This window comes from Duganella sp. Dugasp56 (assembly GCF_047304105.1).
Lineage (GTDB): Bacteria > Pseudomonadota > Gammaproteobacteria > Burkholderiales > Burkholderiaceae_D > Rugamonas > Rugamonas hordei.
Map to the genome: position 1 here is coordinate 1 of NZ_JBGLYQ010000016.1, position 20,647 is coordinate 20,647.

Here is a 20,647-nt window from a genome sequence, read left to right on the forward strand (position 1 = left end):
CCGCGGGGCTTGCGGCGGGTGGCGGGGGCAGGCCGGCGGCGCGCGCGGCGTTGCGCAGCAGCGTCTCGGACACGCCTTCGGCGCGCAGCGCATCGGTCTGGCCGGCGTATGTCTGCCGCAGCGTGGCGGCAAACGCCGCCGCCGTTGGCGACGCCAGGTCGCACCTGATCTGGCTCAAGCGCATCAGGTTGCGCGCCACCGGGCTGATCGCGGTCTGGCAGAAATAGCGGCTCTCGATCAGCAACGCGGTGTCGAAATCGACTTGCAGGCCTTCCACCATCGCGCACAGAATGGCTTCCGGCGCGGGCGCGTGGCCGCCGGTGCGCTCGCGCAGCATGGCCGGCGCCACCTGCAGCAGGGCCAGCACCGGCGCCGAATCGAGCTCGCCGCCGGGCAGGCGCCAGGCTTTAGCATCCCACGGCTGCAGCGCCGGCATATCGGCCTCCAGCGCGTGGTGGACCAGTTCCGCCATGTGTTCCTCGTCGCCAGCCACCGCGTGCAGCAGGCCGGCTTTTTGCGCCTGGCCGGCGCTCAGCGTCGCGCCCTCTAGCAACAGCGGCATGGCGGCCTGCAGCCCGGCCAGGCGCGCGGCGCGGGCGATCTCGCCGGCCACCGGCGTCATGCCCAGGTGCACCTGCGGCAGGCTGAAAGTCGCTTCTTCCAGGCTGATGCGGCGATGGCAGGCCAGCGCCAGCCCCAGCGCGTGACCGGTGACCGCTCCGCTCAGCGTGGCGATCACCGGTATGCCCAGGGTTTCCAGCCGGCGCAGCAGGGCGTTGTAGGCGCCCAGCATGTGCATGCAGTCGCCGGCCTGGGCGGTGGTCAGCGCCATCAGGTGTTCCAGCTCGTGGTCGGCGTCGGCCGCCTCGGAATGGAAGCCGATGATGACGCCGTGCAGCTGGGTGCGCTGCGCCTCCAGCTTGTCGATCAGCGCGCCCAGTTCGCGCTGGAACAGTCGGCTCAGCGGGTTGATGGCGCGCGCAGCCAGCATGACGGTGATGGTGCCGCCGTTTTGATGTGTGGTGATCATGCTCATTCCATTCAAACGCGTTCGATGATGGTGGCGATGCCCATGCCGCCGCCCACGCACAGGGTGACCAGGCCGCGCCTGAGGTCGCGCGCCTCCAGTTCGTCCAGCAGGGTGCCGAGCAGCATGCAGCCGGTGGCGCCCAGCGGATGGCCGAGCGCGATGGCGCCGCCGTTGACGTTGACCTTTTCCTCCGGTACGCCCAGCTCGCTCATGAAGCGCATGACCACCGAGGCAAACGCCTCGTTGACCTCGAACAGGTCGATGTCCTTGATCTCCAGCCCGGCCTTGAGCAGCGCCTTGCGGGCCGCCGGCGCGGGACCGGTCAGCATGATGGTCGGGTCGGTGCCGGTGACGGCGGTGGCCAGCACGCGCGCGCGCGGCCGCAGGCCCAGCCGGCTGCCGGCGGCCTTGCTGCCGATCAGCGCCAGTGCCGCGCCGTCCACAATGCCGGAGGAGTTGCCGGCGGTATGGATATGGTCGACGCGCTCGAGCTGGGGATATTTGCGCAGCGCCAGCGCGTCGAAGCCCATCCTGCCGGCCGCCTCGAACGACGGCTTCAGGCCGCCCAGCGCCTCGACGGTGGTGTTCGGCTTGATGAATTCGTCCTCGGCCAGGATCAGCACGCCGTTCTGGTCGCGCACCGGCACCACCGAGCGGAAGCGGCCGGCGGCGCGCGCGGCGGCGGCCTTCAGCTGCGAGCGCATGGCGTAGGCGTCGACCTGCTCGCGGCTGTAGCCGTCCAGCATGGCGATCAGGTCGGCGCCTATGCCTTGCGGCAAGAAATCGGTGCGCAAGCTGGTTTCCGGATCCAGCGCCCAGGCGCCGCCGTCCGAGCCCATGGGCACGCGCGACATCGATTCGACGCCGCCGGCCACCACCAGATCTTCCCAGCCGGAACGCACTTTCTGCGCGGCCAGGTTGACCGCCTCCAGGCCGGAGGCGCAAAAGCGGTTCAGTTGCACGCCGGCCACCTTCCAGTCCCAGCCGGCGGCCAGCGCGGCGGTCTTGGCGATGTCGGCGCCCTGGTCGCCGACCGGCGTCACACAGCCAAGCACGACGTCGTCGATCAGCGCGGTGTCGAGCTTGTGTCGGTGTTGCAGCTCCCGCATCAGGCCCGACAGCAGCGTGATCGGCTTGACGCTGTGCAGGCTGCCGTCTTTCTTGCCCTTGCCGCGCGGCGTGCGGATGGCCTCGTACACATAGGCTTCGGTCATGGATACTCCTTGTCTAGACGACCATCATAGAACGCGATGGCCAACAAAGCAACTGCTTGCTTCGTATTGTTATTTGCGCTAGTCTGATCCCCTAAAATAAGGGGCCGGCATGTTTGACAGCCACGAACATCAGGAATTACAGCGCACTCTCAAGCGCTTCATCGAGACGGAAATCAATCCCCATGTCGATGAGTGGGAGGAGGCGGGAATCTTCCCCGCCCATGCATTGTTCCGCAAAATGGGCGACCTCGGTTTGCTCGGACTCACCAAGCCGCCCGAATTCGGCGGCCTCGGCCTCGATTATTCGTATTCGATGGCGATGGCCGAGACCTTGGGCCACGTCGATTGCGGCGCGATCCCGATGGCGATCGGCGTGCAGACCGACATGTGCACGCCGGCGCTGGCGCGGTTCGGCTCGGACGCGCTGCGGCGCGAATTCCTGGCGCCGGCCATCAGCGGCGAGATGGTGGGCTGCGTCGGCGTGTCGGAGGCGCATGCCGGCTCGGACGTGGCGGCCATCAAGACCCACGCGCGCAAGGATGGCGGCGACTACATCATCAACGGCAGCAAGATGTGGATCACCAACAGCCTGCAGGCGGACTGGATGTGCGTGCTGGTCAATACCTCGGACGGCCCGGCGCACAAGAACAAGACGCTGGTGATGGTGCCGATGAACACGCCCGGCGTTTCAACCGGCAAGAAGATCCGCAAGATCGGCATGAACGCGTCGGACACGGGCCTGATCTATTTCGACGAAGTGCGCGTGCCGCAACGCCACGCCATCGGCGAGGAGGGGCAGGGCTTCGTCTACCAGATGCTGCAATTCCAGGAGGAGCGGCTGTGGGCCGCCGCCAACGCGGTGCAGAGCCTGGAGAACTGCATCAACCTGACGGTGGAATGGGCGCGCGATCGTGCGATGTTCGGCGGCCGGCTGCTGGATAATCAGCATGTGTATTTCAAGCTGGCGGAATTGAAGACGGAAGTGGAGAGCCTGCGCGCGCTGACCTACCGGGCCGGACAGCTATATATTAGCGGGCAGGACGTGACGGAGCTGGCCTCGATGTGCAAGCTGAAGGCGGGCCGGCTGCTGCGGCTGGTGCCCGACGCCTGCATGCAGTTCTGGGGCGGCATGGGCTACAGCTGGGACAACCGCGTGGCGCGCCTGTTCCGCGACGGCCGGCTGACCTCCATCGCCGGCGGCGCGGACGAGGTCATGCTGGGCATCATCGCCAAGCAAATGGGCATCCTGCCGAAAAAGGAGAAGAAATGAATACGTTTGATACGCATGAGGTCAGCAACACGGTCGCGCCGTTCGAGAACGTCAATCTGTATGCCGCCGATCCCGCCTTGCAGGAAGCGTTGCTGCGCGAAGGCGGCGCGGCCGCCGCGGAATCGCTGCACGCGCTGGGCGCCGAGCTGGGCCGCGCGGAGACGCTGGACCTGGCGCGGCTGGCCAATCTGCACACGCCGAAGCTGCACAACTTCGACCGCGGCGGCCAGCGCATCGACGAGGTGGAATTCCACCCGGCCTGGCATGCGTTGATGACGCTGCTGATCGAGAACGGCGCGGCCGCCTCGCCGTGGTCGGGCCAGCCGGGCGCGCAGGTGGCGCGGGCCGCGCGCTACATGCTGTTCGGCCAGCTGGAAAATGGTTCCCAGTGCCCGGTCACCATGACCTACGCGTCGGTGCCGGCGCTGAAGCTGGCGCCGAAGATCGCCGCCAAATGGCTGCCGAAGATACTGTCGTCGCAATACGATCCGCGCTCGCTGCCGGTCGAGCAAAAGTGCGGCGCCATCATCGGCATGGGCATGACGGAGAAGCAGGGCGGTTCCGACGTGCGCGCCAACACCACCCGCGCCGAACCGCTGCTGCCGTCCGATGCGCGCGCGCTGTTCGGCGACGAGGGCGAGGACGTGTACCGCATCGTCGGCCACAAATGGTTCTTTTCCGCACCGCAGAGCGACGCCCACCTGATCCTGGCGCAGACCGACGATGGGGGCAGCGCCGGCCTGTCGTGTTTCTTCCTGCCGCGCTACCTGCCCGACGGCAGCCGCAACCAGATCCGCGTGCAGCGGCTCAAGGACAAGCTGGGCAACCGCTCGAACGCGTCGTCGGAAGTCGAGTTCACCGGCGCCTACGGCTGGCTGATCGGCAAGCCGGGGCGCGGCATCCCGACCATCCTGGAGATGGGCAGCCACACCCGGCTCGATTGCGTGCTGGGCAGCGCAGGCACCATGCGCGCCGCGCTGACGCACGCCCTGCATCATGCGCGCGGCCGGTCGGCGTTCGGCCGGCCGCTGTCCGAGCAGCCGCTGATGCAGAACGTGCTGGCCGACCTGGCGCTGGAATCGGAAGCGGCCACCGCGTTCGGCATGCGGCTGGCGCGCTGCTTCGACCAGGGCGGCGACCCGGCGCAGGCGCTGCTGGGCCGCATCCTGACGCCGGCCGGCAAATACTGGATCTGCAAGCGCGGGCCGGCCTTCGGCGCCGAGGCGATGGAGGTCATCGGCGGCAGCGGCTATGTCGAGGACGGCCCGCTGGCGCGGCTGTACCGCGAACTGCCGGTCAATTCGATCTGGGAGGGTTCGGGCAACGTCATGTGCCTTGACTTGTTGCGCGCCTTCGGCAAAACTCCTGCCGCGCGCGAGGCATTGGCCGCAGAGCTCGCATTGGCCGGCGAGTCCGACGCCGACTACGTGCGCACCACGCAAGCGCTGCTGGCCGATCTGAGCCAGCCGCAGTCCGACGAGTTCGGCGCGCGGGTGCTGGCCGAGCGGGTGGTGCTGGCGGTGCAGGCCGGTTTGCTGCTGCGGCATGCGCCGTCGTATGTGTCGTCGGCGTTTGTGGCGTCGCGGCTGGCGCGCGAGCCGGGCGGGGCGTTCGGCCGGCTGCCGTCCGGCGTCGATTGCGCGGCGATCCTGGCGCGGGCGCTGGTTGAATAAGCGGGTCGAATAAGCGGGTTGAATAACTGAGCACAAGGTATCCATGACGAACACAGTCCCTGTCGACAACCGCCGCGCCGACCTGGTGCGCGTGGCCGCGCGCCTGTTCCGCGAGAACGGCTTCGACGGCACCACCACGCGCGATATCGCCGACGCCGTCGGCATGCGCTCCGGCAGTCCGTTTTATCACTTCAAGAGCAAGCAGGAAATCCTGGCCGCGGTGATGGAGGAGGGCTTGGTGGCGGGCCTGCCGGCCGCCGAGCAAATCGTCGCCGCCAGCATGCCGCCGCGCGCCAAGTTCCAGGCGCTGGTGCGGGCGCATCTGGAGATCGTGCTCGGCGAAGGCCACGACTTCATCCCCGTGCTGCTGTACGACTGGCGCCGGCTGACGCCGGAGCTGCGCGCGCGCGTGCAGGTGCTGCGCGACCGCTACGACCAGCTGTGGCAGGACGTCGTCAACGAATTGTCCGGCGCCGGCCTGCTGCGCAGCGACAGCGCCGTCGCCCGGCTGCTGTTGATGGGCGCCATCAACTACAGCGTGCTGTGGTACAAACCGGGGCAGGGATCGGACCTGGACCAGATAGCGGCGGAGGCCGTCGCCATGTTTTTAGGCCCGGAGGCCTAGTATAATAAAAAGCACATACCGTCCAAAAAGAGCAAACAATGAAACAAGATCCGCGCTTTCCCAACCTGTTCATCACAGACCACCCGCTGATTCAACACAAATTGAGTCACATGCGCGCCAAGGATACGTCGACCCGCACGTTCCGCGACCTGCTCAAGGAAATCACGCTGCTGATGGGTTACGAGATCACCCGCGACCTGCCGCTGACCACCCGCACCATCGAAACTCCGCTGATGACCATCGACGCGCCGGTCATCGCCGGCCGCAAACTGGCCATCGTTCCCATCCTGCGCGCCGGCATCGGCATGAGCGACGGCCTGCTGGACCTGGTGCCGTCGGCCCGCGTCGGCCATATCGGCGTGTTCCGCGATCCGGAAACCCACCAGCCGGTGGAATACCTGGTGCGCCTGCCGGACACGGTTGAACGCACCTTCATCCTGTGCGATCCGATGGTGGCGACCGGCAATTCGGCCGTGCACGCGGTGGACGTGCTGAAAAAGCGCGGCGTCATCGACGATCAGATCATCTTCCTGGCCCTGGTGGCGGCGCCGGAAGGCATCGAAGTGTTCCAGAAATCGCATCCGGGCGTGAAGATCTACTGTGCCTCGCTGGATTCGCACCTGAACGACCATGCCTACATCGTGCCTGGCCTGGGCGATGCCGGCGACCGCATCTTCGGCACCAAGTAACCGCCATGGCCACGCCTGCCGATCCGGAATTCCGCGCCCGCCTGGCGGCGCTCAACGACAAGTTCGCCGCCACCGTCCCTGCGACGATGGAAAAGATCGGCCAGGCCTTCGCCGAATGCAGGGCCGGCGGCGACCTGCCGCCGGATGCCGCGCTGCATCGGCTGCATGAGCTGCTGCACGGCGTGGCGGGATCGGCCGGCACCTTCGGTTTCGGCATGCTGGGGCAGCAGGCGCGGCGCATCGAGCAGATGCTGCGTGTTGTTTTATCCGAGCATTCCGGATGGCCGGCCGTGATACCGGAAGTAGAGCAATTCCTGCGCTGGGCCGCCAAAGATCCGCGTTCCACGACTTACGAGTAAGGCGTGCGCTTGATCCAGCTCAAACCCGCTATCATTTAGTTGTCTATAGTGACATTCACACCCTGACCGACGAGAGGCTTGACGGGGAGTCTTAAGCTACAGAAAGTCATCTGTAGCCAAGGTTTTCTACCAAAAAAAGCCTGTCTTTGCATTTATTTTCGCGAAGACGTGCTTTTCTCTCGTAAATGGGTATAATGCGGGATCGTTTAGATTCAAGAGTAGTGCAGTTTGTCTGTCATTTCTTTCTTGCCTCAAACGATATCACGGGCGCAAGCCCAACTTAACTGAAATAGGAATTGTAATGGCAACTGGTATCGTAAAATGGTTCAATGATTCGAAGGGCTTCGGCTTTATCACCCCTGACGAAGGCGGCGAAGATCTGTTCGCTCACTTCTCGGCGATTCAGTCCGCAGGCTTCAAGTCGCTGCAAGAGAACCAACGCGTTTCTTTTGAAGTGACCGCTGGTCCTAAGGGCAAGCAAGCTTCGAACATTCAGCCACTGTAATACGCTGAATCAAACGAAATAAGAAATCCTCGGTATCCGAGGATTTTTTTTCGCCTGCGTTTTTGTAATTGTTTCCCTTCGCTCATTTCCCCGTCTTGCGCCAATAGTCCGGCTGCGCATAAGTGTGCCGCAGGAAATCCACAAAAGCGCGTATCCGCAGCGGCAAATGCCGGCGCTGCGCAAACACCGCGTAAATATCGTTGCCCGGCGCCGAGTGTTCGTTGAGCACGGTCTGCAGCTTGCCCGCCTCGATCTCGTTGCCCACTTCCCACATCGAACGCCACGCCAGGCCCTTGCCGGCCAGCGCCCAGTCGTGCAGCACCTGGCCGTCGTTGCTGGCCATGTTGCCGTTGACCTTCAGCACCAGGTTCTTGCCGTTCTCGCGGAAGGTCCAGCCGCGCTGGCTGCCTTCGCTGCTGATCGCCAGGCAGTTGTGCTTGGCCAGGTCGGCCAGGGTTTTCGGCTCGCCGTGGCGCTTGAGGTAGGAGGGCGCCGCCACCACCACCCGTTCGTTGTCGGCCAGCTTGACGCTGACCAGGTTGGAATCGGACAGGCTGGCGATGCGGATCGCCACGTCGATGCCTTCGCCGACGATGTCCACCACGCGGTCGCTCATGTTCAGCGTGACGCTGACGTCGCGGTGCTCGGACAGGAAAGACGGGATCAGCGGCGCCACGTGCTGGCGGCCGAAGCCGGCCGGCGCGGAAATCATCAGGTGACCTGTCGCGTGCGCGCTACGTTCGGCCACGGCGGTTTCCGCTTCCTCCAGTTCCGCCAGGATGCGCTGGCAATCCTCCAGGAAGGCCGCGCCCTCGTTGGTCAGCGCCAGCTTGCGCGTGGTGCGTTGCAGCAGCTTGACGCCCAGGCGGCTCTCCAGCGCGTCCAGCCGCCGGCCTATCATGGCCGGCGCGATGCCTTCGGCCCTGGCGGCCGCCGACAGGCTGCCTTTTGAAACGACCTCGACGAAGGTGGATATCTGTCTGAACTGACCCATGTGGTGCCTGACCCGTTATTTGTGATAAAAACGCATAGATGATGTGATTTTTAGTCTCGTTTGCATAACTTATTAGTGAATATACTGTAAAACATATCAAGGCGTAACCGAGTCGTCACACTAAAAGATTCGGCGTGCAACATGATGGGCAGTGCTTATAATTTGATCTGGTAGTTAATGATCTGGCAGTTAATATTTTTTTCGGAGATACCTCATGACGCAGTCCACCATCACTCTGCCGGCAGGCATGGAAATCACAGGCGAGATCAAGCCTGGCTACGAAAACATCCTGACCACCGAGGCATTGTCGCTGGTGGTCAAGCTGACCCGCGAGTTTGAAGCGCGCCGTCAACAATTGCTGGCCGTGCGCGTCGAGCGCGCCAAGCGCCTGGACGCCGGCGAGCGTCCCGACTTCCTGCCGGAAACCGCGCACATCCGCGCCGGCGACTGGAAGATCGCGCCGATTCCGAAGGCGCTGGAATGCCGCCGCGTGGAAATCACCGGCCCGGTCGAGCGCAAGATGGTCATCAACGCCTTCAACTCGGGCGCCGACAGCTACATGACCGACTTCGAAGATTCGAACACGCCGAACTGGGACAACCAGATCACCGGCCAGATCAATATGTTCGACGCCGTGCGCCGCACCATTTCGCTGGAACAGAACGGCAAGTCCTACAAGCTGAACGACAAGATCGCCACGCTGGTCGTGCGTCCGCGCGGCTGGCACCTGGATGAAAAGCACGTGCTGGTCGACGGCAAGCGCATCTCGGGCGGCATCTTCGACTTCGCGCTGTTCATGTTCCACAACGCCAAGGAACAACTGGCGCGCGGCGCCGGCCCATACTTCTACCTGCCGAAGATGGAGTCGCACCAGGAAGCGCGCCTGTGGAACGACGTCTTCGTGATGACGCAAAACGAGCTGGGCCTGCCGCAGGGCACGATCAAGGCCACCGTGCTGATCGAAACCATCCTGGCCGCGTTCGAGATGGACGAGATCCTGTACGAACTGCGCGAGCACAGCTCGGGCCTGAACGCCGGCCGTTGGGACTACATCTTCTCGTGCATCAAGAAGTTCAAGCTGGACAAGGATTTCTGCCTGGCCGACCGCGCCAAGGTCACGATGACCGCGCCGTTCATGCGCGCCTACGCCTTGCTGCTGCTGAAGACCTGCCACAAGCGCAACGCGCCGGCGATCGGCGGCATGGCCGCGCTGATTCCGATCAAGAACGATCCGGAGAAGAACGATATCGCGATGGGTGGCGTGCGCACCGACAAGGCGCGCGATGCGACCGACGGCTACGACGGCGGCTGGGTGGCCCACCCTGGCCTGGTGGAACTGGCGATGACCGAGTTCACCAAGGTGCTGGGCGACAAGCCCAACCAGATCGACAAGCAGCGTCCCGACGTTGAAGTGACGGCCGCGCAGCTGATGGACTTCAAGCCGGAAGCGCCGATCACCGAAGCGGGCCTGCGCTACAACATCAACGTCGGCATCCACTACCTGGGCAGCTGGCTGGCCGGCAACGGTTGCGTGCCTATCCACAACCTGATGGAAGATGCGGCCACGGCGGAAATCAGCCGCTCGCAAGTGTGGCAGTGGATCCGTTCGGACAAGGGCGTGCTGGAAGATGGCCGCAAGGTCACCGCCGACATGGTGCGCGCGATGATTCCTGAAGAACTGGCGAAAGTGCAGCGCGACGCGCCGGGCGGCGACGGCCCGACCTACGTGCGCGCCGGCCAGATCTTCGAGGAGATGTCGACCTCGGCATCGTTCGCGGAGTTCCTGACCTTGCCTCTGTACGAAGAAATCTAAAGGCAACACAACGGCCCATCATTCACGATGGGCCGTTTTTCAATCAGAAGTCATTTTTCCACAAGCGCAGCGCGGTGAAGGTCGCCAGCGGCGTATCGATGCGATCGAGCTTGCCGGCCTTGACCAATTGTTCGGCAATCGCCGGCTCGCGGTAGCGCAGGAATGGATTGGTGGCTTTTTCCACACCTATCGTACTCGGCACCGTGGGCAGGTTGTGCTCGCGCTTGTCGGTCTCCACCTTGACGCGCTCCTGCAGCGCCACGTTATCGGGCTCCACCACGCGCGCGAAGCGCAGATTGGACAGCGTATATTCGTGGGCGCAGAATACCTTGGTATCATCCGGCAGCGCGGCCAGTTTGCCGAGCGAACTGATCATCTGTGCCGGCGTGCCCTCGAACAGGCGTCCGCAGCCGCCGGCGAACAGCGTATCGCCGCAGAACAGCCAGATCGGCTCACCGTCGGCGCGTTCGCGCAGGTAGGCGATGTGGCCCATCGTATGGCCGGGGACGTCGAGCACCGACAGCTTCAGCGCCAGGCCGGGCACGTCGATCAGTTTGCCTTCGCCGACCGGCAGCGTGACGGAGGCGATGCTCTCGTTGCGCGGGCCGAAAACGGGAACCTGATAATGCTGTAATAATTCAGGAACGCCGCCAATATGGTCAGCATGGTGATGGGTGAGTAGAATGGCGGTGAGCTTGAGTCCGTTGGCCTTGAGGGCCGCCAGGATAGGCTTGGCATCACCGGGGTCGACCGCTGCGGCGTGGACACCATCATGTATCAGCCACAGGTAATTGTCGTGGAACGCAGGAACAGTAAGAACACTGAGAGTTTGAGTAGAAGAGTTGGTCATTGGATCGCAAAAGGCTAGGCATGGACAAGGCAGGATCTGAGAAATCCATTATAGCGCTGGAAGGCTGGCTGCAAACGCCCGCCGGCGTCTACTTGCGTGCGTGGGAACAAAGCTGTCTCGATAATTTAACAGCCGATATCTTTGGATACAACGCGGTGCAGATCGGCATGCCTCAAATCGATGCGCTGGCCGCCAGCCGCATGCCGTACAAGCTGCTGGCCGACCGCAAGGTGCGCGCCGCGGAAAACGAGGGTCTGCGTCCGGTGACGCTGACGCTGGACTACACCGAGCTGCCGTTCGCCTCGCAATCGGTCGACCTGGTGGTGCTGCCGCACGTGCTGGAATTCTCCACTGATCCGCATCAGGTGTTGCGCGAAGTCGAGCGCGTGCTGATTCCGGAAGGGCAGCTCATCATCTGCGGCTTCAACCCGGCCAGCCTGTGGGGCGCGCGCCACGTGCTGCGGCGCGTCGGCGGCACCTCGTTCCTGCCGCGCACCGAGGAGCTGATCTCTATGCCGCGCATGAAAGACTGGTTAAAATTATTGAACATGGGCGCCAGCCAGAGTCATTTCGGCTGCTACGCGCCGGCCTGCCGCACAGAAAAGTGGCTGCACCGCTACGCCTTCATGGATAATGCCGGACCGCGCTGGTGGCCGTATTTCGGCGGCGTCTACATAGTGCAGGCGATCAAGCGCGTGAAGGGCATGCATCTGATCGGTCCGGCTTGGACCAAAAAAACGGCATCGGCCCCCGCGGTCGTGCCGGCAACAAATAAAAGGCGGGAACAGCAGGATGGATAAGGTAGAAATTTTTACGGACGGCGCCTGCAAGGGCAATCCCGGACTCGGCGGCTGGGGCGCGTTCCTGGTGGCCGAGGGCGCTGAAAAAGAGATTTGCGGCGGCGCCCGCGACACCACCAACAACCGCATGGAATTGCAGGCGGTGATCGAGGCGCTCAACGCGCTCAAGCGTCCGTGCATGGTCACGCTGCACACCGACAGCCAGTATGTACAAAAGGGCATCAGCGAGTGGATCCACGGCTGGAAGGCGCGCGGCTGGAAGACGGCGGCCAAGGAGCCGGTCAAGAACGAAGACCTGTGGCGGGCGCTGGACGCCGCGCAGGCGATGCACACCGTCGAATGGCGCTGGGTGCGCGGCCACAACGGCCATCCCGGCAACGAGCGCGCCGACATGCTGGCCAATCGCGGCGTCGAGCTGGCCCGGGGCCGGTGACCGGTATCGCCTGTTATACTCCACGATCAGACTCATCACAGAACACTATGCGCCAAATCGTACTCGATACCGAAACCACCGGTATCAACCCCAAGCTGGGCAACCGCATCATTGAGATCGGCTGCGTCGAGCTGAACAACCGCATGCTGACGGGGAATAACTTCCACGTCTACATCAATCCGGAACGCGACTCGGAAGAGGGCGCGCTCAACGTCCACGGCCTGACCACCGAGTTCCTGAGCGACAAGCCGAAATTCCACGAGATCGTCGAACAGCTGCGCACCTATATTCAGGGCGCCGAGGTCATCATCCACAACGCGCCGTTCGACCTGGGCTTCCTGAACCACGAATTCAAGCTGCTGAACCTGCCGGACTTTTCCAGCCACATCGGCGGCGTGATCGACACGCTGGTGCACGCCAAGGAACTCCATCCCGGCAAGCGCAACTCGCTGGACGCGCTGTGCGACCGCTACGGCGTGTCGAACTCGCACCGCAAGCTGCACGGCGCGCTGCTCGATGCCGAGCTGCTGGCCGACGTCTACCTGTCGATGACGCGCGGGCAGAACAGCCTGGGCATGGATGCGGAAGAGGAGGTGGTGGTCGGCGGCGCGCTGCTGGAGCCGGTGCCGATGGCCGACATCATCTTCCTGCCGGCCTCGGACGAGGAGCTGGAGGCGCATGCCGCCACGCTCGCCGGGCTGGACAAGGCGGTCAAAGGCCAGTGCATCTGGACCGCGACGGTGGCGCCACAGGCTGCCGCCTGACAATTTTCGCGCGGGCCCTTCCCATGGCGGGAGGTTGTGTGCGATAATTCGCCCCGCTTCGGGAGGTTAGCTCAGGGGTAGAGCACTGCATTCACACTGCAGGGGTCGCAAGTTCGAAACTTGCACTTCCCACCAGAATTTAGTAAGAAAATCAAAGGCCTGCGTCAATTTGACGCGGGCCTTTTTTCTTGCTGGCATGAAAGCACGGATAATTTTTCCTGTTTGTATTCTTCGGCAATGTTTGCGCTATCCAATAGATTGTTCGGTCGTATTCCCAAGCGACTATCGTCAGCGCCTACGCGTCGGATTTATGAAGGGCACTGGCTCCGCCCGCCCCTTAGCCTATTTCGGCTTGTTCGGTGGATCGTTGGGTGTGACGAAGCCGATGGGGTGCTTGGGTGCCGTCGCTGGTGGCGTCATCAGTTCGCGCAGCGCGTCGATGATCTGCTTGAGTTGAGCGTGCGTGCTGTGTTCGAAGGTTTCCTGCTTGAGCGACATCAGGTCGGTCTTGCTCTCGAGTTCATCCAGGCGCAGCGCCAGTTCCTTGTTCGATACCACCAGTTCGCGCAGGCGCACGAAGGCCCGCACCACATACACTCCCATCTCGATGGCCTGCGGCGAGGCAAGCACGTTGGCGGCCTGGATGGCGCCGTGTTCGGTGAAGGCATACGGCAGCGTCTTCGAGAATTTCAGCTTGGCGAGGTGGTCGCAGTTTGCGACCACCTCCTGTTTTTCAGCGGCGGTGAGCTGAAACAGGAAGTCGGCCGGAAATCGCTCCTGGTTGCGCTTGACCTGTTCGTTGAGTCGTTTGGTTGGCACGCCATACAGCTCGGCCAAGTCGGTGTCGATCATAACCTTCTGGCCGCGAATGAGCAGGATGCGGTTTTCGATGCGCGCCAGCGGCGGGGGCGGCGTGCTCATCGCTTGGCTCCGTGAACCCTGATTTCGCGCTGTAGCTTCAAGCAATTCCGGCTTGAAACTGTGTCGTTTCTCTCACTCATGATGCGACCCTGAAGCGTAAAGCTTTAACATAGCACTACTCGATATCCTGACCCATGTAGCTAATCAAGGCCTTGCCAACAAAAATTTGGAGGCTGAGTACGGAGTCCTGCGGGATTTTTCGAGAGCTGGCGGGAGCCATCTAACGCGGGTGTTGCCTATGAATACGGGCTTTGGAAGGCTCCCGCTGTCTCGTATTTGGGCCTTCACACTGCAGGGGTCGCAAGTTCGAAACTTGCACTTTCCACCAAGAATTCGTTTGAAATCAAAGGCTTGCATCATTTGGATGTAGGCCTTTGTTGTTTTTGGCGCTACCAGCGCATGGTCGGAATAAAATCCGCAAATGCGCGCAGCGGCGCCGGCAGATAGCGCCGGCCTGGATAGTACAGCGAGGGACCGTTAAAGGCTGGCCACCAGCGCTCCAGCACCGGCTCCAGTTCACCGCGTTCCATGTAGGGCTTCAGCCAGTCTTCAAACAGGTACACCAGGCCGCTGCCGGCCAGCGCCGCATCCACCTTCAAGTCGGCGCCGGCACCCAGGTTGACGATCAGCGGACCGACCGGTTTGATGACGACTTTCTTGCCCTTGTGCTCGAATTCCCAATCCGGCATGGCACCGCTGGAGAAGCGCCCGCGCAGGCAGGTATGTCTCAGCAGGTCTTCCGGCCGCTTGGGCAGGCCGTGTTTTAGCAGATAGCCAGGCGACGCTGCCAGCGCAAAACGTTGCCGGCGCGGTCCAATCGGAATCGCCACCATATCCAGCTCCATGTGTTCTTCGTAGCGGACGCCGGCATCGCAGCCGGAGCGCTGCAGATCGACAAAGCTGTCATCGACGATGATCTCCAGGCAGATGTCCGGATACGCGGCGATAAACGGCGGAATGATGCGCGGCAGGATCAGTTTCGATACGCTGAGCGGCACGTTGAGCCGCAGTCTGCCAGCCGGACGGTCGCGAAAACCGTTCACCACATCCAGCGCGGATTCGACCGCGCCCAGCGCCGGCATCAGTTGCTCCAACAAGCGCTGGCCGGCGTCGGTGGTGGCCACGCTGCGGGTGGTGCGGTTCAGCAGGCGCACACCAAGGCCGGCCTCAAGCCGTCGCACCGCTTCGCTCAGTTGTGACGCGCTATTGCCCGTCATGCGCGCGGCGCCGCGAAAGCCGCCGTGTTTGGCGACCGCGACGAAGGCGCCGATATCCTGCAGATCAGCCATCGGTCATTGTCCTGTATTCGGCACAAGTTGTGCCATTGCGAGGTATTGTCGCACAAAGTTTTCGCGCCTAGACTGTGTTCGTCAACCCATCCTTCAGGAGCATATTTTGAACACCTTCCAACTTGGCGATCTGGCTGTCAACCGCATGGGCTATGGCGCCATGCAGCTTTCGGGTCCGCACGTCTTCGGCCCGCCCAAGAACCGCGAGGAAGCGCTGGCAGTGCTGCGGGAGCTTGCTGCGCTGGGCATCAATCACATCGACACCAGTGATTTTTACGGCCCCCATGTCACCAACCAGCTGATCCGCGAAGCGCTGCATCCGTACGCGGACGATCTGGTGATCGTCACCAAGATCGGCGCCTCGCGCGGCGCGGACGCTTCCTGGCTGCCGGCCCAATCACCGAAGGCGCTGGAGGCAGCAGTGCATGACAACCTGCGCAACCTCGGCCTGGAACGACTGGATGTGGTGAACATGCGTCTCATGTTTGACGTCATGGGGCCGGCGGAAGGCGACATTGAAGCCCACATCACCGCACTGGCGGAACTGCAGCACCGCGGCCTGATACGCCATATTGGCGTGAGCAATGCGACCGCGCAGCAAGTGAAGCAGGCGCGCAGCATCGCCCCCATTGTTTGTGTGCAGAATCAATACAACCTGGTCCACCGCCACGACGACGCACTGATCGACGAGCTGGCAAAAGACGGTATCGCCTACGTGCCGTTCTTCCCGCTTGGTGGCTTCTCGCCGCTGCAATCGGCTATCCTGTCGGATGTCGCCGCGCAGCTGGCCGCCACGCCCATGCAGACAGCGCTGGCCTGGCTACTGCAACGTTCGCAGAATATCCTGCTGATTCCCGGCACCTCATCCGTTGCCCATCTGCGTCAAAATGCCGCCGCTGCCGATCTGATACTGCCGCCGGAAGCCGTCCGTAAGCTGAATGGCATCATCACGTCGGCATAACTGCCGGCCAGGTCGCGCTCCAGTTCGAAACTTGCACTTCCCACCAACTGCCGAAAGTATGGACGGCGAATCCCCGGTAATTTGATGTATATCAAGGTTTTGAGGATGCATATCCGACTACAGTGATTGACAACATGGCCAATTCAGGACCTCAAGATGGGATTTGAAATGCTTCGGGAATCAATATCGAAAGACCTGGTCTACACCTGTCCGATGCATCCGGAAATCCGGCTCGACCATCCGGGCAACTGTCCGAAATGCGGCATGAGCCTGGAGCCGGTGATTCCCGATCTGGCAGACGACGACAATCCGGAACTTCGGGATTTCACCCGCCGGTTCTGGTGGACCTTGCCGCTGACGGTCGTGGTGACCACGCTGGCGATGTTCGGGCACCGGCTGGAGCTGATGGAGATCCGCACCCAGACCTGGGTGGAATTGATACTCGCGATCCCCATCGTCCTGTGGGCGGGATGGCCATTTTTCGTCCGTGGAGCCCAATCGGTGCGCAACCGCAGCCCGAACATGTGGACCCTGATCGGGCTCGGCACCGGCGCCGCCTTTGTCTACAGCGTGGTGGCGACGCTCGTGCCACAGGTGTTCCCCCCGACGTTCGTGTCGATGGGGCGCATCGGCGTGTATTACGAAGCGGCGGCGGTCATTATCTCGCTGACCTTGCTCGGGCAGATGCTCGAACTGAAGGCGCGTTCGAAAACCTCGGCCGCCATCAAGTCGCTGCTGGGGCTGGCGCCGAAAACCGCGCGCCGTATCAATGCCGACGGCAGCGAGGAGGACGTGCCGCTCGCCCATGTCCACGTCGGCGACATGCTGCGGGTTCGTCCCGGCGAAAAGGTGCCGGTCGATGGCGTTGTGCTGGAGGGCAGCAGCGCCGTCGACGAGTCGATGCTGACGGGCGAGCCTATCCCCGTCACCAAGCGCACGGGAGACAAGGTGATCGGCGCTACGCTGAATGCCAGCGGGGCTCTGGTGATGCGTTCCGAGAAGGTCGGATCGCAAACCGTGCTGGCCCAGATCGTGCAGATGGTTGCCAATGCCCAGCGCTCCAAGGCACCGATGCAGCGCATGGCGGACGTGGTCGCGGGATATTTCGTCAGCGGCGTGGTCGCGATCGCGGTGCTGACCTTCCTTGCGTGGGGGCTGTTCGGCCCGCAGCCGAGCTGGGTCTATGGACTCATCAATGCGGTGGCCGTGCTGATCATCGCCTGTCCGTGCGCGCTCGGCCTGGCGACGCCGATGTCGATCATGGTCGCCACCGGCAAGGCGGCCACCCATGGCGTGCTGTTTCGCGACGCCGCCGCGATCGAGAAATTGCGCGAGGTCGACACGGTCATCGTCGACAAGACCGGTACGCTGACCGAAGGCAAGCCCGCCTTCGAGCGCGCCATCGCCGCCGCCGGCTTTGCCGAGGACGAGGTTTTACGCCTGGCCGCCAGCCTCGACCAGGGCAGCGAGCATCCGCTGGCCGACGCCATCGTGCGCGCCGCGCGCGAGCGCGAGCTGGCGCTCGACAAACCCGATGCGTTCGAGTCAAGCAGCGGCATCGGCGTGCGCGGCAGCGTCAACGGCCGGCAGCTCGCGCTCGGCAATACCACCTTGATGACTCAGATCGGCGTGGATGTGGCGCCCATGAAGCAGGCCGCCGAGGCGCTGCGCCTGGAGGGCGCGAGCGTGATGCACCTGGCGGTAGATGGCCGTCTGGCCGGGCTGCTGGCCGTGTCGGACCCGATCAAGGCCAGCACGCGCGAGGCGCTCGACACACTTGCCGCGGCGGGAATACGGGTGGTCATGGCCACCGGCGACGGCGTCACGACGGCCATCGCCGTCGGCAAGCGCCTCGGCATCGACGAGGTGCACGGCGAGGTCAAGCCGGCCGACAAGCTGGTGCTGGTCGAAAAGCTGCAGCGCGAGGGACGTGTCGTGGCGATGGCTGGCGACGGCATCAACGACGCGCCCGCCCTGGCGCGGGCCGACGTCGGCATCGCGATGGGCACCGGAACCGACGTGGCGATGAACAGCGCGCAAGTGACGCTGGTCAAAGGAGATTTGCGCGGGATCGCGACGGCGCGCCTGATCTCGGTGGGCACTGTCGCCAACATGAAGCAGAACCTGCTGTTCGCGCTGGTCTACAACGCGCTTGGCATTCCGATCGCGGCCGGCGTGCTCTATCCGCTGACGGGATGGCTGCTCTCGCCGCTCATCGCCGCATTGGCGATGAGCCTCAGTTCCGCTTCGGTGATCAGCAACGCCTTGCGGCTCAGATGATGCACTTCGGGAGCCTCATCATGGAACATTCCCCATTTCGGGCCCTTTTGGTATATGTGTACGCCCGGCTGGCGCATATCGAGGAAGTGTGGGCACTGGGGGAATTCGGCGAGGAGTACCGACGCTACCGCGATCGCACTCCCGCCTTCGTTCCGCGGCTCGGGCGGCGCTCCGGGACTGGATTGAGCCGGCGATAGGATTACTTGCCTGGTGGCGGGGTGGCATCCATTCGGTCCATCATCATTTGCATCATCATCTTCATCATGTCCATCTGCTTCTGCATCGCCTGGGGCGACATGGTTTTTGCTCTGGCGGAGCCCGCGCCCGTCATACCATCCATCATCGACATACCTTCCCGCATGGCTTTCATGTGTTCAGCCATCAATGCCTTGCGCTCTTCCGGGGTCTTGGCACTCATCATCTTTTCGTGCATGTCGCGCATGGCTCGCATCTGCGCATCCATCTTCGCCGTGTCAACGGGTGTATTGGCGGGTGCGGAGACAGCCGGATGATGCTCCTCATGCCGGGGCGGTTCGGTCGAGAACGCCTGGCTGGGCGCGATCAGTGCCAGTGTGAGCGGCAGGGCAAGGAATGATTTCATGCGTTTCTCCAGAGACATGGTGACAAGGTTCATCCTACGGATTCATGCCTGAGAATTGTTTGATCCAAGTCAAAATTGTCCCCGGCGTCAAAAAAAACAACAAACTGGTGCGTGCAACACGGCTTGCGTTTTGCTTGTATTCTATATATATTAAACAGCGGTTAAATACCGCTCAATATAAAAACATACGTCTATGGGGAGACAATCCAATGACACTCAAGCCATGCCGCGCGCCGTGGGCCAGCAGTTCGCGTCACCTGCCACTCAGAGGAGGTCAGCGATGAAAGCGCCCCGGATTGCCTTGCTGTTCAACGCCAACAAAGCCTTCGACCGCGACGTCGTGGCTGGCATCGCTTCCTACCTGCGTGATGCCGATGTGGCCTGGGACCTGTTTCTGGAAGAGGATTTTCGCCTGCGCCTGGCCGGCTTCGAGCACTGGCAGGGCGACGGTATCATCGCCGACTTCGACGACCCCGCGGTGGCGGCTGTTCTGTCGCGCAGCAGCGTGCCGGTGGTGGCCGTAGGCGGCTCCTATGCCAGCGAAGCCGAGTATCCGTGCGACGTGCCGTATGTCGCGACCGACAACGCGGCCATCGTCAAGCTGGCGCACCAGCATCTGGCCGAGGCAGGCCTGCGCCGGTTCGCCATGTTCAGCCAACCCGCGACCGGCGAGCACCGCTGGGCGCTAGAGCGCGAAAACGCTTTCCACGACCTGATGGAGCGCGACCGGATGGAGGTCGAGATCTTCCGCGGGGGCGACACCAGCGTGGCGGCCTGGAACGAGTCGGTACGGAGCCTGATCTGCTGGCTGCACAGCCTGCCCAAGCCGATCGGCATCATCGCCGTCACGGACGCGCGCGCGCGCCAGCTGCTGCAGGCCTGCGCCATCGCCGGGATCGCGGTGCCGGAACAGGTGGCGCTGGTTGGCATCGACAACGACCCGCTGGTGCGGGCGCTGGGGCGCATCCCGCTCAGCTCGGTGATCCAGGGCGGGGAGCAGATCGGCGCCGCCGCCGCCCGGCTGATGGACGGGATGCTGCACGGCGTACCGCCGGCCGAGCTTCGCCTGCTGGTGCCGCCCGCCGGCGTCAACGCGCAGGCATCGAGCCGGCACCAGGCGGTCAACCACCCGCAGGTGGTGCTGGCCTGCCATTTCATCCGTCAATATGCCTGCCAGGGCATCAGGGGCCAGCAGGTGGCCGCCTACGTGGGCGTGTCGCGCTCCTCGCTGGAGACTTACTTCCGGCAGGAGCTGGGGTGCAGCGTGCACGATGCGATTCTGCGCTTCAAGCTCGAAGCAGCCAAGATGGGCCTGGAAAGCGGAGGTGCCAGCATGGCCGACGTGGCCCAGGGCTGCGGATTTAGTTCTGCCCAATACATGCATCTGGTGTTCAAGCGCGAACTGGGTGGCACGCCGCGCGCCTACCGCAGCCGCGCGCTTGGCGAGGCGGAGGCGGCCTGAGGCCGGAAGTAAGCAAATTCATTGCGCCACTTGGTGATTTAATGAACGCAAAATTATTGAATGTTCAAAACATATACCATACACTGGCCGTCACAAAAAATAGTATTAAATGGA

General features: G+C 63.1%; 20 protein-coding genes and 1 tRNA gene. 14 read left to right on the plus strand and 7 right to left on the minus strand.

Features of this window, described 5'->3' with window-relative positions; genetic code table 11:
- Both ACCD07_RS12960 and ACCD07_RS12965 read right to left on the minus strand, forming a co-directional pair.
- Positions 1 to 1,030: enoyl-CoA hydratase-related protein (locus ACCD07_RS12960; protein WP_413447549.1), on the minus strand; the 1,030-nt coding region annotated here is incomplete at its 3' end.
- Positions 1,031 to 1,041: 11 nt separating this feature from the next.
- Entirely contained in the window at positions 1,042 to 2,244 is a 1,203-nt protein-coding gene (locus ACCD07_RS12965; RefSeq protein ID WP_176650504.1) for an acetyl-CoA C-acetyltransferase, read from the minus strand.
- A gap of 109 nt (positions 2,245 to 2,353) precedes the next feature.
- Here ACCD07_RS12965 and ACCD07_RS12970 point away from each other — a divergent pair, with 109 nt between their 5' ends.
- The 6 genes from ACCD07_RS12970 (at position 2,354) to ACCD07_RS12995 (ending at position 7,365) form a co-directional block, all read left to right on the plus strand.
- Positions 2,354 to 3,514 carry an acyl-CoA dehydrogenase family protein gene (locus ACCD07_RS12970; protein WP_413447550.1) on the plus strand — a complete coding sequence of 387 codons (1,161 nt, stop codon included), beginning with the start codon at positions 2,354 to 2,356 and terminating at the stop codon, positions 3,512 to 3,514.
- The gene (locus ACCD07_RS12975) at positions 3,511 to 5,187 is read left to right on the plus strand and encodes an isovaleryl-CoA dehydrogenase (protein WP_413447551.1); all 1,677 of its coding nucleotides are present in this window, start codon (positions 3,511 to 3,513) and stop codon (positions 5,185 to 5,187) included. The genes ACCD07_RS12970 and ACCD07_RS12975 overlap by 4 nt, the downstream gene beginning before the upstream one ends.
- 43 nt (positions 5,188 to 5,230) lie before the next feature.
- Complete coding sequence (locus ACCD07_RS12980; RefSeq protein WP_413447552.1) at positions 5,231 to 5,812, plus strand: TetR family transcriptional regulator; 582 nt, start codon at positions 5,231 to 5,233, stop codon at positions 5,810 to 5,812.
- 38 nt (positions 5,813 to 5,850) lie between these two features.
- Positions 5,851 to 6,501, plus strand: coding sequence for a uracil phosphoribosyltransferase (gene upp / locus ACCD07_RS12985; protein ID WP_413447553.1), 651 nt, complete (start codon positions 5,851 to 5,853; stop codon positions 6,499 to 6,501).
- A 5-nt stretch (positions 6,502 to 6,506) separates the two neighbouring features.
- Positions 6,507 to 6,860 carry an Hpt domain-containing protein gene (locus ACCD07_RS12990; RefSeq protein WP_176650508.1) on the plus strand — a complete coding sequence of 118 codons (354 nt, stop codon included), beginning with the start codon at positions 6,507 to 6,509 and terminating at the stop codon, positions 6,858 to 6,860.
- A gap of 301 nt (positions 6,861 to 7,161) precedes the next feature.
- On the plus strand, positions 7,162 to 7,365 hold the full coding sequence (locus ACCD07_RS12995) for a cold-shock protein (protein WP_008448165.1): 204 nt from the start codon (positions 7,162 to 7,164) through the stop codon (positions 7,363 to 7,365).
- 82 nt (positions 7,366 to 7,447) lie between these two features.
- On the opposite strand, the gene ACCD07_RS13000 is transcribed toward ACCD07_RS12995, so the two are convergent.
- Complete coding sequence (locus ACCD07_RS13000) at positions 7,448 to 8,359, minus strand: LysR family transcriptional regulator (RefSeq protein ID WP_413447554.1); 912 nt, start codon at positions 8,357 to 8,359, stop codon at positions 7,448 to 7,450.
- Positions 8,360 to 8,573: 214 nt separating this feature from the next.
- Here ACCD07_RS13000 and aceB point away from each other — a divergent pair, with 214 nt between their 5' ends.
- Positions 8,574 to 10,172 carry a malate synthase A gene (gene aceB, locus ACCD07_RS13005; RefSeq protein WP_413447555.1) on the plus strand — a complete coding sequence of 533 codons (1,599 nt, stop codon included), beginning with the start codon at positions 8,574 to 8,576 and terminating at the stop codon, positions 10,170 to 10,172.
- 43 nt (positions 10,173 to 10,215) lie between these two features.
- On the opposite strand, the gene gloB is transcribed toward aceB, so the two are convergent.
- Positions 10,216 to 11,022 (minus strand): hydroxyacylglutathione hydrolase, encoded by an 807-nt coding sequence (gloB, locus tag ACCD07_RS13010; RefSeq protein ID WP_176650511.1) that lies wholly within the window; start codon positions 11,020 to 11,022, stop codon positions 10,216 to 10,218.
- A gap of 20 nt (positions 11,023 to 11,042) precedes the next feature.
- On the opposite strand from gloB, the gene ACCD07_RS13015 reads away from it, so the two are divergent.
- The 4 genes from ACCD07_RS13015 (at position 11,043) to ACCD07_RS13030 (ending at position 13,154) form a co-directional block, all read left to right on the plus strand.
- Positions 11,043 to 11,822, plus strand: coding sequence for a class I SAM-dependent methyltransferase (locus ACCD07_RS13015; protein ID WP_413447556.1), 780 nt, complete (start codon positions 11,043 to 11,045; stop codon positions 11,820 to 11,822).
- Positions 11,815 to 12,255, plus strand: a complete 441-nt coding sequence (gene rnhA / locus ACCD07_RS13020) for a ribonuclease HI (RefSeq protein ID WP_413447557.1) — start codon at positions 11,815 to 11,817, stop codon at positions 12,253 to 12,255. The genes ACCD07_RS13015 and rnhA overlap by 8 nt, the downstream gene beginning before the upstream one ends.
- A gap of 47 nt (positions 12,256 to 12,302) precedes the next feature.
- The gene (gene dnaQ / locus ACCD07_RS13025) at positions 12,303 to 13,019 is read left to right on the plus strand and encodes a DNA polymerase III subunit epsilon (protein ID WP_176650514.1); all 717 of its coding nucleotides are present in this window, start codon (positions 12,303 to 12,305) and stop codon (positions 13,017 to 13,019) included.
- 60 nt (positions 13,020 to 13,079) lie between these two features.
- Positions 13,080 to 13,154, plus strand: a tRNA-Val gene (locus ACCD07_RS13030).
- A gap of 207 nt (positions 13,155 to 13,361) precedes the next feature.
- Here ACCD07_RS13030 and ACCD07_RS13035 read toward each other — a convergent pair.
- A complete protein-coding gene (locus ACCD07_RS13035; RefSeq protein WP_353398230.1) occupies positions 13,362 to 13,940 on the minus strand; it encodes an ORF6N domain-containing protein in 579 nt (192 codons plus the stop codon).
- A gap of 389 nt (positions 13,941 to 14,329) precedes the next feature.
- Positions 14,330 to 15,229, minus strand: coding sequence for a LysR substrate-binding domain-containing protein (locus ACCD07_RS13040; protein ID WP_413447558.1), 900 nt, complete (start codon positions 15,227 to 15,229; stop codon positions 14,330 to 14,332).
- 106 nt (positions 15,230 to 15,335) lie between these two features.
- On the opposite strand from ACCD07_RS13040, the gene ACCD07_RS13045 reads away from it, so the two are divergent.
- Both ACCD07_RS13045 and ACCD07_RS13050 read left to right on the plus strand, forming a co-directional pair.
- The gene (locus ACCD07_RS13045) at positions 15,336 to 16,190 is read left to right on the plus strand and encodes an aldo/keto reductase family oxidoreductase (protein ID WP_413447559.1); all 855 of its coding nucleotides are present in this window, start codon (positions 15,336 to 15,338) and stop codon (positions 16,188 to 16,190) included.
- A gap of 168 nt (positions 16,191 to 16,358) precedes the next feature.
- Positions 16,359 to 18,470, plus strand: a complete 2,112-nt coding sequence (locus ACCD07_RS13050) for a copper-transporting P-type ATPase (protein ID WP_413447560.1) — start codon at positions 16,359 to 16,361, stop codon at positions 18,468 to 18,470.
- A 199-nt stretch (positions 18,471 to 18,669) separates the two neighbouring features.
- On the opposite strand, the gene ACCD07_RS13055 is transcribed toward ACCD07_RS13050, so the two are convergent.
- Positions 18,670 to 19,071, minus strand: a complete 402-nt coding sequence (locus ACCD07_RS13055) for a hypothetical protein (RefSeq protein WP_176650521.1) — start codon at positions 19,069 to 19,071, stop codon at positions 18,670 to 18,672.
- A 280-nt stretch (positions 19,072 to 19,351) separates the two neighbouring features.
- Between ACCD07_RS13055 and ACCD07_RS13060 the strand changes: the two genes are divergently transcribed.
- The gene (locus tag ACCD07_RS13060; protein WP_413447561.1) at positions 19,352 to 20,533 is read left to right on the plus strand and encodes a XylR family transcriptional regulator; all 1,182 of its coding nucleotides are present in this window, start codon (positions 19,352 to 19,354) and stop codon (positions 20,531 to 20,533) included.
- Positions 20,534 to 20,647: the final 114 nt, after the last annotated feature.

What these genes read in the sequence shown, in the direction of transcription:
- ACCD07_RS12965 (WP_176650504.1), bottom strand. Translation starts at nt 2,244, where the DNA reads ATGACCGAAGCCTATGTGTACGAGGCCATCCGCACGCCGCGCGGCAAG.
- ACCD07_RS12970 (WP_413447550.1), top strand. Translation starts at nt 2,354, where the DNA reads ATGTTTGACAGCCACGAACATCAGGAATTACAGCGCACTCTCAAGCGC.
- ACCD07_RS12975 (WP_413447551.1), top strand. Translation starts at nt 3,511, where the DNA reads ATGAATACGTTTGATACGCATGAGGTCAGCAACACGGTCGCGCCGTTC.
- ACCD07_RS12980 (WP_413447552.1), top strand. Translation starts at nt 5,231, where the DNA reads ATGACGAACACAGTCCCTGTCGACAACCGCCGCGCCGACCTGGTGCGC.
- upp (WP_413447553.1), top strand. Translation starts at nt 5,851, where the DNA reads ATGAAACAAGATCCGCGCTTTCCCAACCTGTTCATCACAGACCACCCG.
- ACCD07_RS12990 (WP_176650508.1), top strand. Translation starts at nt 6,507, where the DNA reads ATGGCCACGCCTGCCGATCCGGAATTCCGCGCCCGCCTGGCGGCGCTC.
- ACCD07_RS12995 (WP_008448165.1), top strand. Translation starts at nt 7,162, where the DNA reads ATGGCAACTGGTATCGTAAAATGGTTCAATGATTCGAAGGGCTTCGGC.
- ACCD07_RS13000 (WP_413447554.1), bottom strand. Translation starts at nt 8,359, where the DNA reads ATGGGTCAGTTCAGACAGATATCCACCTTCGTCGAGGTCGTTTCAAAA.
- aceB (WP_413447555.1), top strand. Translation starts at nt 8,574, where the DNA reads ATGACGCAGTCCACCATCACTCTGCCGGCAGGCATGGAAATCACAGGC.
- gloB (WP_176650511.1), bottom strand. Translation starts at nt 11,022, where the DNA reads ATGACCAACTCTTCTACTCAAACTCTCAGTGTTCTTACTGTTCCTGCG.
- ACCD07_RS13015 (WP_413447556.1), top strand. Translation starts at nt 11,043, where the DNA reads ATGGACAAGGCAGGATCTGAGAAATCCATTATAGCGCTGGAAGGCTGG.
- rnhA (WP_413447557.1), top strand. Translation starts at nt 11,815, where the DNA reads ATGGATAAGGTAGAAATTTTTACGGACGGCGCCTGCAAGGGCAATCCC.
- dnaQ (WP_176650514.1), top strand. Translation starts at nt 12,303, where the DNA reads ATGCGCCAAATCGTACTCGATACCGAAACCACCGGTATCAACCCCAAG.
- ACCD07_RS13035 (WP_353398230.1), bottom strand. Translation starts at nt 13,940, where the DNA reads ATGAGCACGCCGCCCCCGCCGCTGGCGCGCATCGAAAACCGCATCCTG.
- ACCD07_RS13040 (WP_413447558.1), bottom strand. Translation starts at nt 15,229, where the DNA reads ATGGCTGATCTGCAGGATATCGGCGCCTTCGTCGCGGTCGCCAAACAC.
- ACCD07_RS13050 (WP_413447560.1), top strand. Translation starts at nt 16,359, where the DNA reads ATGCTTCGGGAATCAATATCGAAAGACCTGGTCTACACCTGTCCGATG.
- ACCD07_RS13055 (WP_176650521.1), bottom strand. Translation starts at nt 19,071, where the DNA reads ATGAAATCATTCCTTGCCCTGCCGCTCACACTGGCACTGATCGCGCCC.
- ACCD07_RS13060 (WP_413447561.1), top strand. Translation starts at nt 19,352, where the DNA reads ATGAAAGCGCCCCGGATTGCCTTGCTGTTCAACGCCAACAAAGCCTTC.